Origin of the sequence: Roseburia sp. OM02-15, assembly GCF_003481835.1 — a bacterium.
Classification (GTDB): Bacteria; Bacillota; Clostridia; order Lachnospirales; family Lachnospiraceae; genus Eubacterium_I; species Eubacterium_I ramulus_A.
In genome coordinates, this window is sequence record NZ_QULX01000005.1 from 18,819 (window position 1) to 31,615 (window position 12,797).

A 12,797-nucleotide genomic window follows, 5' to 3' on the forward strand; every position below is an offset into this window, starting at 1 on the left:
TCCTAATTTTGCAGATTACCGTCTTCCAGATCCAGATAGCCGATAATACCATTTAACGGCGTGCGGATATCATGGGACATTCTGGAAAGGAATTATCCTTTGGCAGCTTTGATATACCGCCCTTCCTCTGCATCTTCAACACTTCCCAAGGTACCATCATTCCAGGAATCCAGCAAAACATCTCCGGTGCCACGCTCAAACAGCATAATATCCGGTTTCAGATTATAGGATACCGACAAAAAATTATCCGCGAATGCCTCCGGATCAATGACGGAAGATAAAATACCAATACAAGTTCCATTTTCATCAAAAATACTGTTTGACAGCATAATGATCTGTGTCTCCTGATCAACCAATGTCGTTCTGCGCTCAGAAACAGTAAAATTTTTACTTACCCGGTCCTCAAACGAATACAATGGTCCCAGTTCCGTCACCTCACCAGTACTTTTGATCACAGTTTCATCCGGCAGACATACTTCCCAATGTGCATAACTCTGGTTGGCGCTGGATGCCTTCAAAATTTCTATGATCTGATCATAGTTCGCATCCGGTTGTTTCAGCCAATCTTTCAGCAGATAGGATGCCGACTCCAGATGCTCCTACTCATTTTTCATCTCATTTGTGATCATCTGCCCAATCTGTTCTCTGGAATCATTCAAAATGTTGAAACACTGTTGGATCGCATTCTTCTGTACAAAGGTCGTGTACTTAAAAAGAACACATGTGATCAGAAGAATCAGAACTGCCGCCATTTCAATATAAAAATATTTTTTCTTATGCAGTCTTTTTTTCATGATTATCCTATTTCACATGCGTTTACAGTTTATTGTTATATCATGTGCAAATTCAGCACATGATCCAATTCGATGTTGTCAATCATACCAGTATGTTGACTCGTCTGCGCTTATTATATTTTAACATTTATGATCATAGTATGCAATTGTCTCTGACAACAATCCCTGACATCCTTCTAAAACATCATCATATGTTTCATCAAAATTTCCTGTATACCACGGATCTGCAATATCACCCTTGCGATCTGTAAAATCCAGTAAAAGATGTACTTTGTGATCCGGATCACCATGGACAAATCGTTCCATATTGCGTAAATTGTATCGTTCCATGGCAATGATGTAATCGTAATAACGATAGTCCGCACTGGTCATCTGAACCGCATATTTCCCATCTACAGAAATGCCGTATTGTTTTAATTTATTGCGGGTTCCACGGTGTACCGGGTTGCCGATTTCTTCTCTGCTGGTTGCCGCAGAGGCAATTTCAAACTGGTCTGCAAGACCGGCTTTTTTTACTAGGTCTTTCATTACAAATTCTGCCATGGGAGAACGGCAGATGTTGCCGTGGCAGATAAAGAGCACTTTTATCATCGTTGCATAACCTCGCATTTCTTAGTTTTTCTTGATATTTCGGGCTTTGTAAGCCTCTGTGAATTTTTGCTTTCTGGCATAACCTGGTTTATTTTCGCATAATATCGTCAGCAAAAGGTGTAAAATAAGGTGTATGTTTTTCCATTTTACACCTTGCTGTTTTCAATTAAAAATCGTAATTACACAACCTGAATCCGGGCAACTTCTTCCCTGGCATCCTCAAGATTTACATGCGTATATGTATTCAGCGTTACGCTGATGTCTGAGTGGCCCATCAAATATTGCAATGCTTTTGGATTCATTCCGGATTTTGCCATATTTGAGCAATAGGTGTGCCGACATACATGCGGTGTAATGACAGGCATCTGTACTTTATAAGTATTATTATACTTCTGAATGATGTGTTGAAAATAATGCTCCCAATGCAGGGAATAACAGATACTTTCATTTTTATCAAAGTATAAGAATCCACTTTTTCCATCTACCATAGGTTCTGCTTTGGGCGGGTTTCGTTTTTCTATTATTTTCCGAAAGCATTCCTCTACATCCGCAGTCATAGGTATCTTTCTCGTTCCACTGGTTGTTTTAGTCTCTTGAATATAATATCCGATTTTTGATTTCTTCTGCAATTGATGATCGATGTTGATTGTATGCTCCTTGAAATCAATATCAGAAATCGTTAAACCACAAAATTCCGAGATGCGAAGACCGGTTTTAAATAAAATGTAGATTCCCTCATAATACCTGCAAAAATGAGGATCTTCCTTCACAAATCGTAGAAACTTACGTTCCTCTGCTCTGCTGATTGCCTCTCTTGTCACACTGTCATTCACAACCACTTCCATTAGCTGAAACTGAAATGGATTTTTCCTGATCAGGTCATCATCCACCGCCAACTGAAATGCCGGACGAAGAACTCCTCGGATTGAATGGATGGAACTATAGCTTTTCTTTTCTACCTGCTGAAGATGTATCAGCCAACATTTTGCATTCGAAATCCGAACCGTATCAATCCTTCTTTTTCCAAATGGATCTTTCTTCAATAAATTGATAACTGTTCCGTATCCTGCAACTGTAGTAGGTCTGACGCCGGTTTTGGTTGATGTATATTTTTCAACCAGTTCCAGCACCGTCATGCTTCCGCCATTTGTTGCAATCTGCTCAAAATGGTCCGCCTGGATTTTCTTCTCCATCTCTCGAAGCGACAAAGTACGGCGCTTTCCTTTCGGAGTTGCATCGTTATGGTCTAAGCACCAGCTATATACGCAGTGCTCCTTTCCCATCTCATCGACATACTTAAATCGATATCTGCCATCAGATAACTGTATTTCTCCATTGTGTAATATACGTCCTCTATGATCTCTCCTTTTTTCACTCATAATTTTTTAGTCTCCTTCATCAAATGTTCATTTAACTTGGAAGACCGTCTCGGTTTATTCATTATACCACAAGACCTTCTCTTCGCTAAGATAAAATGAACATTATTTTCATTACTATTTCTTCTATTCTGTCACTTAAACTGTACTGGCTGTGTCCAGATAATCTTCAAATAATTTTCTTTTGAACCGGATATGCGAACCAACTTCCAAAATAAAATCTGCTCCTTCATTTTCACCTGCGATTTGTCTCAATCTCTTTTCTCCAATTCCGTAATATTCTGCTGCTTCGGAAACATTTAAAGAATATTTCTTCCAAACAGGTATTGTTTTTTCTGTATGATTCATTCGCATTCCTCCTCCCCTCTGTTTGTATTCAACAGCGTTTTCGCTTTCTCCATTTTCATACTTGCAATCACTTCTCGTTTGCTTGTGCCTCCAACATACATAGGTGTACACATTTCTAAAATACGGTCATAGATACGCCTTTTATCCAACATGGTCTCGCTTTTTATTTCTTTCAGCGGAAGATTCGTTGTGATGATTAAAGGTCGTCCCGAACGGATCCTGCGATCTATGACGCTAAAAATAATTCCTAACGCATATTCTGAATTTCGTTCCACACCAAGATCATCAATAATCAAAAGCTGATATGAAGCCAATGCATTGATATATTCCGTTTTGTCTGCCAGCGGAAATATATCATCGATAATGGTATTGAAGTTGGTCATCTTTACCGTTACCTCTTGCTTTAGAAGTTCATTGGCAATGCACCCGGCAATAAAACTTTTCCCGGTACCAACCGGTCCCCAGAACAAACAGCCTATATGATTTCTTTTCATTTCCTCCCAGTTATCAACATAGCTTTTTGCCTTATGCATTACTGCATCTGACATATCTGCATTCTCAAATGTCCACTCTTCCATCCTGCTCTCGTCAAAACAGATGCTCGTATTTCTACTGACTAATTCCCGGTGTTCTTTGTCTTTAAAATATTTTTGTTCTTCTTCATACGCTTTTCTGTCACAGGCACATTGCCTGGAATGTTTCTTCATCCCCATAAATCCACCCTCAGGAAAAAATGCTTCTTTCGCTTCCCCACAGACTTTACAGTATTGCAAACCATCACTGCCTACACATACAGTATCTTCTTCTCTCATCACAAACTCTCTCCTTCCCCATAGCAATAATTTACTTCATGATATTTATTTCTTTTATATTTCTCAGTTACTTTACTAGGTGCCACATTTCCGACTCCTCCACAGCCATTTTTACGACCAGATGAAGGTGGCTTTTCCGGCTCTGTTGCAACTATCTTTTCAACCGCCTTATTGTCAACCGGCTGTAAACCTATCTCATCAGATGGAATTTTCACATATAAATGATTGGGTTTTGAAAATCCACCAGATCTGCGAACCAATAATCCCACATCATCTAATTCCTTCAACGCTGTTTTTACAGAAGATTTGCATTTATCGATTTGAACAGACAATTCATCTATTGGAAATATCAGATAAACATTTCCATACTTGTCTATCCAGCTATTCTTTCTCGATATCCGTGCCCGGTCATACAAAATCATATAAAGGAATTTTGCAGTTTGAGAAATTCGCAGCTTTAATAAAAACTTCGGAAACTGGAAGTACTGAAGCATCTGCTCTGACTCCTTCATGTATTCATATTTCATTCTTTTCTCGCCTCATTTCTGTTTCTAATTATTGTAAAAATCATTTTCATGCCGGCTCAAAAATGTCCTTACATATATTCAAAAGATGAAGGGCATAAATACAGGCTCTTGAGGAAAGTTTTTTATTTTTCCCGCCCAAATACCCTTTCATTAATACGAAACGCTGAGAGGCATTTTTACAGCCCCCTAATGAAATTTTTTTAATTTTTTTGATTAATTGAATATTTGAAAACAAAAAAACACTCACCTATTCCAGGTGAATGCCTTATCAAAATTTCCTTATTTTGTTGTCTATGACGCTTATTCAGATATGCCTGCATATCTGCTAAAATGTAATTGCCAGCAATTATATTTTCACGTGGGTATGGGGACGTAATCCCCATCAAGTCTGCCACTCGTAAGTAATACAATATTGTCAAAATGACAATACTGTAATACACGGGTGGATCTTGCTCTGGTTGTAACGTATGAATTCATACAATAATAGGCCCAAATGGGCACTTTCACCATTTGAGCCTATATATTATATGTGTCTTTCAAATGATAGCTTAAAAAATAGCTGTCTAGACGGTATGTTTTTAACGTAGAATTGATTTTATGGAAGACAAGGCATGGAATGCTTTGTACCTTTAATGGAAAAATTTAATGATATTTACCATGTACAAAAAAGAAACGGCAGATAAAAAACATCACACGAATCCTTATCGTGCTGTAAACTATATAAGAGATGAGAACGGAAATCCTATATGCCCTAATGGACGTAAATTTCTTTTCAAACGAAAACAACATGTAAGATATAAAAAATATGGACGTACAGAAGAAATCTATCCAAGCTTATTAAGTGTACCCTTTTTACATAAAACAGTGACGATTTTCAAAAAACATATATTAATGTAAAGAAACGCCAGAACCAGCATTTGTCGGAACTAGCGTTTCTTTAGCAGAGACTTATTTTACAGCCCCGTTTTTTGCTTATATTATTTTCCTCCGTTGGATTTCAATTTTGGAAAGAAGATGACTATCTTAAAGCCCTTTTCCCACGGGGAAGCAGCTTCCAGACGAAGGTTTAGATCGTCAGCCATCTTCTTAACCAGGTAAAGCCCTATACCGGTAGCTTTCTTTCTGCTGTCAGTAGAATCCCCGGTAAAGCCCTTTTGAAAAATATACGGCAGATCATATTTTTTTACACCGATGCCATTATCCTCAACTGAAAGGACATCTGCGATCTCCGAATGTATCATAGAGATTGTTAGCATGGGACTATCGCTGCTATATTTTATGGCATTGCTCACGATCTGTCCCAACATAAACTGAAGCCCTCTACGGTCTGTATAGACTGTTTCAGATTGCAGTTTATTGATAATTACAAACTGCTTTTCTTCCAGAAGTGGGGCATAGTCCTCCAGAACTTCCCCCAAGCAGTCATTCAAATTGATATCCTTAAACTGATAATCCTTTGTACTGCTCTTTAACCGGGCATAGTATAACATCTGAGTGACATCCTCCTGAAGCTGACTGCGGACATAATCCAGTTTTGCTTGCAGGGGAGGAGACATTTCGTTGCTCCGATTATCCAGGAGCATGGTCAACAACGATAGGGGCGTTTTCGCTTCATGTGCCCAGCCCTCCACATATTCTTCATAGTCCTGTAGGGCATCTGCCATACTGTTACTCTCAGTTTTGTGTTCCTGTAAAACTGATGCCAGAAGCCGGATAGATTCTCCTTCTTCCCGGCTGATGGCACTGAGCAGCCGTTCCTCGTTGCAGATGGCAGGATCACTGAGGAAATCCCGGAACAGCTCTCGGCGGGTGGTCTCCCGCTTGTTTAGTACAAACAGAATTGCTGAAAACAAAAGGAGGCTTGTCAGAACTACTAACCCACTCAAGGTTTGAAATGCCTGAATGTCAGAAATCCAAAGAATGATAGCACAAAAGCAATCCACGCCCAACAGCAACAGCAGCCAGGGGTAGTACCGTTCTATCATGCGCCAAAGCCGCTTCATGGAGCCACCCCCGTTTCCAGACGATAGCCCATCCCACGAACCGCAACGATTCGCTGCTTCATCTCAAGACCGGACATCGTCTTTTTCAGCCTGGTCAGATTAACCTGCAAGGCATTTTCGTCTATGTATTCCGTGGTTCCCCATAGTGCTATGCAAAGTTGCTCCGTCGTGACCAGAGCATCGCCGCCGGACAAAAGAGCAACCAACAGTTTTCCCTGATTTTTTGGAAGCACGACAGAGGTATTATGAATATAAAGCGTGTAGGTCTGCTGGTCTAACAGGAAATCTGGTCCCTCTATGAGATTGGTACGGCCTTCATACCTTTTGAGAATATTGGATACCCTGGCAAGAAGTCGATCTTTTCTGCACGGCTTCGTCAAATATTCATCAGCACCCAAGTGGAACGCTTGCAGTTCATCCTTTACCTGATCTCTGGAAGTCAGTATCAGGACGGGGATAGCGGTTTTATTCTTTAGTTCCTGGCAGATTTGAAAGCCACTGATCTCCGGCAAATTCAGGTCTAAGATCACAAGGTCAGGACGGAGGGCTGCCAGGAGCCGAGCGGCATCTTCCAACTCGGTGATTGCCTCCGCAAGATACCCGTCCTTTTGAAGCATATTGCAGAGTTCTTCCCGCATATAGACTTCATCTTCCACAACAGCAATTCTTTTCACGGCAGCACCTCCTTCCAAATTATTCTTCTCTCTGTGGCTGCATCAGTGTCAGCAAATACCGATCACTGGAGCGCTTGACCACTCTCATATAAATATATTCTATCACGCAAAGCAGCAAAATCATAGCAGCAGATACAAACATCATTTCAGCCACTGTCCCACGGGTTCGGGACGAGAGTATCCCTGTAAATAACGCCCTGACTCCAAACAAACTGCTGACAGCCGCAACCAATACAGGAAGTCCCATAAACCAGGTAATTTGCTTTCCAGCAGACTGGCAAAGGGTTTCGTAAGTAGCTCCCAGGCGGATCAGAGTCTGGTATCTGCGCCCGGTTTTCTGCTGACTCATCAGGAACTGAACACCCACGATGGTGTTGGCAACTACCAGGAAAACAATCGCAAGATAGAGGGTAATATAACTGGATGCTATGGTGTAGAAAAGCTGACGACCCATATTCTGAAGATAGCTTTCATATTCAATGTCAGTTTCGTCCAGCTTCTCGTTCAAATCCAAATATGCAGTCATAAGGCTATTTCCATTCAGAGCTTGCTCACTGAGCACCGCATTGACATAGGTATCATACATTCCCTGACTATAATATAGGAATGCTTCATCCGGAAGAATCAATGCAAAGGACAAGGTTATAGAACGGTCCGTGACCAAATTCACAGACTGAACCTCTCCTGTAAGATGAATCGGACTACCATCCAGTTCCACCTTGGGATGCCCGGCCAATACTTGGTTCAGCATTGCGGTACGGCTTACCGTAGTAAACTCTGTATCAATATAGACAGCGGCCTCCTTTTCGCCTAATTGGAGAGCCGGATTGCCGGACAATTCCAACAAACGATTATAGTCCGATAAACAAATCAAATATGGGTATGTGGCATAACCAAGATTGTTCAGAAGGACATCCCGGTCTTCCGACTGGGGCAGGCTCCGAAGAGAGTCCATAACAGCGTCCATGCTGTAGGCATTATCATAATCTTCTGTGGTGCGAATACGCCCAACCCTCATTTCAAAAAGCTCTGAAAATTGATTTTCCAAACTGTTTTCTTTCAGGACTGCCTTTATATTCGGAAGAACCTGCGATGAATCTTCTGCAGTATGATCTTCAAAAGTATAGTCGATTACATGGCCAGAAGACAGGTTATTCGTTCCTGCAATTCCTACGCCCGCACCAAAACAACACAGCGCCGCCAGAATCAGCAGGGAGCTGATGGCCATGGAGTTTGACTGATGAATGACATTCTCCTGAATCTGCCGGAAGGTAAATACATGAAGCTGCTTATTTCCTTTTCCTTTCTTAACAATCAAAGCAATCAGTGCACGCATCCCATAGAAAAGCAGCATCGTACCAACTATGCCCAACAGCAAAGTCAGTCCCATCATACTTACCTTTGTCCATGCAATTCCCTGAATCGCCATGTAGTAAGCCACTGCCAACATCACACTTCCGCATATAGCAGCCAGTCCATAGATAACAGATGGCATTTGCTTTTTGGGGCGGTTCGTTGGCTGGGATAGCAAAGTACCGATCTCCTGGCGGCTGATTCGTCCACTCAAAATCAGAAGTGCCGTCAGCTTAATTGCCAGAAATCCTGCCAGCGTCCATTCAATCGCAAACCAGGATAAAGAAAACTGATGACCGATGATCCCCATGCCTACCAGCTTGGCGGTGACAAGACTGACAATTTCTGAAAGCACCACAGCCACAGGTAATCCTATGAGCATGGCAAGAATACTGGTCAGGAAATCTTCCGCCAGAAGCATACCAAACAGTTTACTTCTACGCATCCCCAACATTAGATAAACACCAAACTCATGCCGTCTGCGCTCGAACTGATACTTGCAGGCAAAATAGATCAAAAAGAACAGAATACCGAGGGTCATCCCATAAAACGCAGGAATCAGAAGCAGGAGTTTGTCAACTGCGTCACTCTCCATTTTCTGCAAAAAGAGCATCACATCTTGAGTGGAGATGGAAAGAATCATGTAAAATGCAACAATAGAAATCACCAGGGAGCTGAAAAACAGACCGTTTTCCTTTCGGCTGCGGCGACTGTTCCGAAGAATGAGATTAGAGAACATTTGCGCTGCCCCCTCCCAGTTGCGCCATCACCTTCAGGATGCGCCCGTAGAACTCCTGCTGGCTTTCGTCTCCACGCCGAAGCTCATGAAAGATCACACCATCCTGGATGAACAGGATGCGCTTACAGAAGCTGGCGGCATTGGAATCATGGGTTACCATCAGGATCGTAGCTTGTTCGTCACGATTCAGGCCGGACAGCTTCTCCATAAGACTTCTTGCGTTCTTAGAATCCAGCGCACCCGTCGGTTCATCGGCAAGGATCATTTGGGGATGTAAGATCAGAGCCCTTGCTGCCGCAACACGCTGACGCTGGCCACCGGACATCTTGGACGGAAACTTATCCAGAACATCAGAAATTTCCAGATAGTCAGCCAACTGCTTCAGCCGCTGGCTGCTTTCTGTTTCGGCTACCCCATGCAAGGAAGTCGGGAGCAGGATATTTTCCCTGCCAGTCAGGTTGTCCAGCAATTCAAAGTTCTGGAATAGATAACCAACTTTTTTGCCACGGTACTCGGCAAGAGCCTTTTCCTTGAGGGATTGCAGAGTATCTCCCTCCACCTGAATGCTTCCACCTGTAGGCTGAATCACAGTTGCAATACAGTTGAGAAGCGTGGATTTGCCGGAACCACTGCTTCCCATAATACCGAGAAACTCTCCCGGCATGACCTGAAAAGTGATTCCGTTCAGTGCTCTCGTCTGGTTTGGCAACGTCCCATAGACTTTGGTAAGATTTTCAATATTCAAAATTGGTTTCATGTGAATGCCTCCTATCCATTTCTGGGTAAATGATAGCACAGAAGCACAATAAATAACACTTACAGTCGCTGTAAGGATTCTGTTCCTGTTTTCAGAACAAGAATGACGCATCAAGCGGAATAAGTATATGTTTTGTAAAAACGTCGGGTGACAATGAAAAAATATGCTGGACTACCGGATTGGCTAACTTGCATTTCTTTGTCAATTCTGGTAACCGCTTCAAACATGGAAGTTTCTGTTCTTACTTTTATTATACTCAATCAATAAAATCAACACGGTTCAGCAAATTTTAATTATTTCCAATATGACAAAATTGCTTCCTGTTATATTTATCTATTTCTTTATTTCTCTATTATTCCGATCCGGTCTTCCAAAGGTATAAATAAGGTGTAAATTATTCGTCAATCATCAAAAAATCCTTTAAAGCCTAGGCTTTCACAGCATCCATTAAACACTGCCGTGGCAGATAAATAGAACTTTAATCATTGTTATCAAACTCCCTAAATTGCCCGGAAACGCCGTATTTTTCGGGTATTTCCGGGGTGTTGTTATAATTCTCTTTTCTGTGTCAACTAGGCAAATTATAGCATGATTTAGCAAGTTGTGACTATCTGTTAGTAGTAAAAAGGAATTTCCTACTACTAAGGATTTTTCCCACATTTTCAACCACTGAGACCATTACCTTTTTTCATCTGCCTAATCATTTCAATTCATACTTATTTTTGTAATAATCTTTTGCCAGTTTGCGTTGAATTCCAAAGGCGTTCCAATATAACGCTTTATTATCTATTGCTATTTCCAATTCAACTTTTTCACGCACTGTCTTATCTCTACTCGTAGCTCTGTTCTCAACAATCAAATATACCAATATTGATTCAGCATTTTGTGCAATAGTTCTGTATTTAGCTGTCGTTCTATTCTTATCACATGAAAGAACATCAAATTTTTGATTGAATTCAAATAATCTTCTTGCCGTATATCTTTTCCGCCAATCTCCATCATATGAATATTCCTTAAGTAGCCATGACAAATCATAAGCTAATTCTTTAAAAACATCAGCTGTCTGTGCCACCTCTAACAAACGATTATGGTTATCGTACATTACCCATACACCGCATACGCCTCTATACCTTGATATTTTGTTTGTAATAATCTCGTATTTCTCACAAGATTTCTGTAATTCTAACACTTTTACTTTTTTCATTATTTGTCTTTTCCAAGTTATTCACCACATTTTATGCATAATAACTTCTTAAACAATTCTTGATTGTTCAGCACAACAATACATAACTTCTCTCTTGCTCTTGATATGTTTTGGTAAAACAATCTTGGAAACAGATATTCTGGATTTGGATGTTCTCTAGCCGTCAAATCCCCATTCGCATCATATCTAAAATTATTATCTATCACAACCAAAACATAGTCAAACTCCTGCCCTATTACTTCATGAGAATTTATATACCTTGAATAATGATCAATGGAACTCGATACATAATGTGACGGAGTAAATGTAATTGGGATATATCCTTTTCCTTTATAAATATCTACAAGTCTATCCGCTTCATGAACATCATTAGCATACAATATATCAACATTCTTATACTCTATATGTTGTCTTGCTTTATCTCCCAACCTTAATAGATTTCTTATAAAAGAATACAATTCTTTGTTCGTTCTAATTCTATCAGACAGTTTTTCTTCTCTAAAACCTGCAACTTCCTTCAATCGTTTAGGATTGTTCCTTGCAAATTCTGTTCTCGATAACACTTGAGCAAAATCATACGCAAAAATTGCTCCTCTAATAGCACCAGTTTCATATGCCGATAAAATCATATCTACGCTACTCTTGTAAAGCCTTTGTGCCTCATCTACACAAATAATATCATATTGACTAATAAGCTCCTCACTTATCACTTTAGCCTCAATTACCGAAACATTATGTAAGCAACGATTCAATGTTTTATGCCCTTCACATATAATTCCACTATGTATAACGCACACTCTAAATTCCGATGAAGCGGTCTTTGCTACATCGTATAGTAAAAGAGATTTTCCTGTGCCTGCGGCTCCCTGTATACCCCATATTCTATTATCTGCACTAAGCCCGTTGATAATCTTCCCCTTTATCTCATTCTGCTGAACACTTAAAAAATATGCTCCTTGAATAAATCTTCCAGGGGTATTTAACGGAGATACCAAATAATCCCTCGGTTTGAAATAATCTTCCAATTTATCGCTTATAGGATTCTGCACCTCGCATATTTTGTTAAGCATATCTTGAAACGTAGTTTCCTTAAGTTCCCCATCTAATACATACAATTTGCAATTACCATCCGCTCCGGCAACCAAAGAAAAACTATATATATTATCGGCAATATGGGATAAATAGTATCTGTTCTGCAATAATTGATATTCAATCTTTTCTGCAGGTACTTCTTGACTTTTTAATTCGATATTTACAGCAATTTTGTTATTTCCAATTTTAAGCAAATCAAATTCCTTTCCAATATGAGGTATCGAAAAAGAATAAAACCAATTATCATAGCATTCGGATGTTGCCCCATGAAAAATAAAGTTATTTACAAGCCTAGCTATCTGGTCAATTTCCTCCATCCTAATCCTTATTGCTTCTGCTCTATCTGACAAAGCCATTTCATACATTGCATAAATTTCATTATCTATTTTTCTTGTAAGAGTGTATAAATTAACTGCTCGCATTTGTACATGTATCTCCATAAAAACAGCTTATTTTTATAAAATCTAAAATAACCCACTTTAAAAAGCGAGTCGTCCTAATGAGCGTGTTGGGATTCGAACCCAAAG

The 12,797-nt window shown here is 40.2% G+C and carries 14 protein-coding genes and 1 pseudogene; 1 reads left to right on the top strand and 14 read right to left on the bottom strand.

The features are described 5' to 3' along the window. Positions 1–2: 2 nt before the first annotated feature. The 8 genes and pseudogenes from DXB15_RS17850 to DXB15_RS06255 form a co-directional block, all read right to left on the bottom strand. Positions 3–83 (bottom strand): annotated as a pseudogene (locus DXB15_RS17850) (histidine kinase dimerization/phospho-acceptor domain-containing protein); the annotation flags it as partial. Positions 84–92: 9 nt separating this feature from the next. Continuing rightward, on the bottom strand, positions 93–518 hold the full coding sequence (locus tag DXB15_RS06225) for a hypothetical protein (RefSeq protein WP_118702348.1): 426 nt from the start codon (positions 516–518) through the stop codon (positions 93–95). An 81-nt stretch (positions 519–599) separates the two neighbouring features. Beyond that, a complete protein-coding gene (locus DXB15_RS06230) occupies positions 600–794 on the bottom strand; it encodes a hypothetical protein (RefSeq protein WP_118702349.1) in 195 nt (64 codons plus the stop codon). A 120-nt stretch (positions 795–914) separates the two neighbouring features. Further along, the gene (locus DXB15_RS06235) at positions 915–1,385 is read right to left on the bottom strand and encodes a low molecular weight protein-tyrosine-phosphatase (protein ID WP_118702452.1); all 471 of its coding nucleotides are present in this window, start codon (positions 1,383–1,385) and stop codon (positions 915–917) included. Between the two features lie 179 nt (positions 1,386–1,564). Continuing rightward, positions 1,565–2,764 carry a site-specific integrase gene (locus DXB15_RS06240; RefSeq protein WP_118702350.1) on the bottom strand — a complete coding sequence of 400 codons (1,200 nt, stop codon included), beginning with the start codon at positions 2,762–2,764 and terminating at the stop codon, positions 1,565–1,567. Between the two features lie 135 nt (positions 2,765–2,899). Further along, entirely contained in the window at positions 2,900–3,109 is a 210-nt protein-coding gene (locus DXB15_RS06245) for a MerR family transcriptional regulator (RefSeq protein ID WP_004844954.1), read from the bottom strand. Next, positions 3,106–3,921, bottom strand: a complete 816-nt coding sequence (locus DXB15_RS06250) for an ATP-binding protein (protein WP_117534744.1) — start codon at positions 3,919–3,921, stop codon at positions 3,106–3,108. The genes DXB15_RS06245 and DXB15_RS06250 overlap by 4 nt, the downstream gene beginning before the upstream one ends. After that, entirely contained in the window at positions 3,921–4,448 is a 528-nt protein-coding gene (locus tag DXB15_RS06255; RefSeq protein WP_055059621.1) for a replication initiator protein A, read from the bottom strand. The genes DXB15_RS06250 and DXB15_RS06255 overlap by 1 nt, the downstream gene beginning before the upstream one ends. 657 nt (positions 4,449–5,105) lie before the next feature. On the opposite strand from DXB15_RS06255, the gene DXB15_RS06265 reads away from it, so the two are divergent. Then, positions 5,106–5,345 carry a hypothetical protein gene (locus tag DXB15_RS06265; RefSeq protein WP_178264975.1) on the top strand — a complete coding sequence of 80 codons (240 nt, stop codon included), beginning with the start codon at positions 5,106–5,108 and terminating at the stop codon, positions 5,343–5,345. Positions 5,346–5,425: 80 nt separating this feature from the next. Here DXB15_RS06265 and DXB15_RS06270 read toward each other — a convergent pair whose 3' ends face one another. The 6 genes from DXB15_RS06270 to DXB15_RS06295 all read right to left on the bottom strand — a co-directional run bounded on the left by DXB15_RS06270 (position 5,426) and on the right by DXB15_RS06295 (position 12,692). Beyond that, entirely contained in the window at positions 5,426–6,451 is a 1,026-nt protein-coding gene (locus DXB15_RS06270) for a sensor histidine kinase (protein WP_109216666.1), read from the bottom strand. Beyond that, the gene (locus tag DXB15_RS06275; protein WP_055218786.1) at positions 6,448–7,125 is read right to left on the bottom strand and encodes a response regulator transcription factor; all 678 of its coding nucleotides are present in this window, start codon (positions 7,123–7,125) and stop codon (positions 6,448–6,450) included. Before DXB15_RS06275 ends, DXB15_RS06270 begins: the two co-directional genes overlap by 4 nt. Before the next feature lie 19 nt (positions 7,126–7,144). Beyond that, positions 7,145–9,217, bottom strand: coding sequence for an ABC transporter permease (locus tag DXB15_RS06280; protein WP_062304189.1), 2,073 nt, complete (start codon positions 9,215–9,217; stop codon positions 7,145–7,147). After that, positions 9,207–9,974, bottom strand: coding sequence for an ABC transporter ATP-binding protein (locus DXB15_RS06285; protein ID WP_062304187.1), 768 nt, complete (start codon positions 9,972–9,974; stop codon positions 9,207–9,209). Before DXB15_RS06285 ends, DXB15_RS06280 begins: the two co-directional genes overlap by 11 nt. Positions 9,975–10,674: 700 nt before the next feature. Next, positions 10,675–11,178, bottom strand: coding sequence for a hypothetical protein (locus DXB15_RS06290; protein ID WP_118702351.1), 504 nt, complete (start codon positions 11,176–11,178; stop codon positions 10,675–10,677). A gap of 17 nt (positions 11,179–11,195) precedes the next feature. Further along, positions 11,196–12,692 carry a DNA/RNA helicase domain-containing protein gene (locus DXB15_RS06295; RefSeq protein ID WP_158582200.1) on the bottom strand — a complete coding sequence of 499 codons (1,497 nt, stop codon included), beginning with the start codon at positions 12,690–12,692 and terminating at the stop codon, positions 11,196–11,198. Between the last annotated feature and the right edge of the window lie 105 nt (positions 12,693–12,797).

What these genes read in the sequence shown, in the direction of transcription:
- DXB15_RS06230 (WP_118702349.1), bottom strand. Translation starts at nt 794, where the DNA reads ATGAAAAAAAGACTGCATAAGAAAAAATATTTTTATATTGAAATGGCG.
- DXB15_RS06235 (WP_118702452.1), bottom strand. Translation starts at nt 1,385, where the DNA reads ATGATAAAAGTGCTCTTTATCTGCCACGGCAACATCTGCCGTTCTCCC.
- DXB15_RS06240 (WP_118702350.1), bottom strand. Translation starts at nt 2,764, where the DNA reads ATGAGTGAAAAAAGGAGAGATCATAGAGGACGTATATTACACAATGGA.
- DXB15_RS06245 (WP_004844954.1), bottom strand. Translation starts at nt 3,109, where the DNA reads ATGAATCATACAGAAAAAACAATACCTGTTTGGAAGAAATATTCTTTA.
- DXB15_RS06250 (WP_117534744.1), bottom strand. Translation starts at nt 3,921, where the DNA reads ATGAGAGAAGAAGATACTGTATGTGTAGGCAGTGATGGTTTGCAATAC.
- DXB15_RS06255 (WP_055059621.1), bottom strand. Translation starts at nt 4,448, where the DNA reads ATGAAATATGAATACATGAAGGAGTCAGAGCAGATGCTTCAGTACTTC.
- DXB15_RS06265 (WP_178264975.1), top strand. Translation starts at nt 5,106, where the DNA reads ATGTACAAAAAAGAAACGGCAGATAAAAAACATCACACGAATCCTTAT.
- DXB15_RS06270 (WP_109216666.1), bottom strand. Translation starts at nt 6,451, where the DNA reads ATGAAGCGGCTTTGGCGCATGATAGAACGGTACTACCCCTGGCTGCTG.
- DXB15_RS06280 (WP_062304189.1), bottom strand. Translation starts at nt 9,217, where the DNA reads ATGTTCTCTAATCTCATTCTTCGGAACAGTCGCCGCAGCCGAAAGGAA.
- DXB15_RS06285 (WP_062304187.1), bottom strand. Translation starts at nt 9,974, where the DNA reads ATGAAACCAATTTTGAATATTGAAAATCTTACCAAAGTCTATGGGACG.
- DXB15_RS06290 (WP_118702351.1), bottom strand. Translation starts at nt 11,178, where the DNA reads ATGAAAAAAGTAAAAGTGTTAGAATTACAGAAATCTTGTGAGAAATAC.
- DXB15_RS06295 (WP_158582200.1), bottom strand. Translation starts at nt 12,692, where the DNA reads ATGCGAGCAGTTAATTTATACACTCTTACAAGAAAAATAGATAATGAA.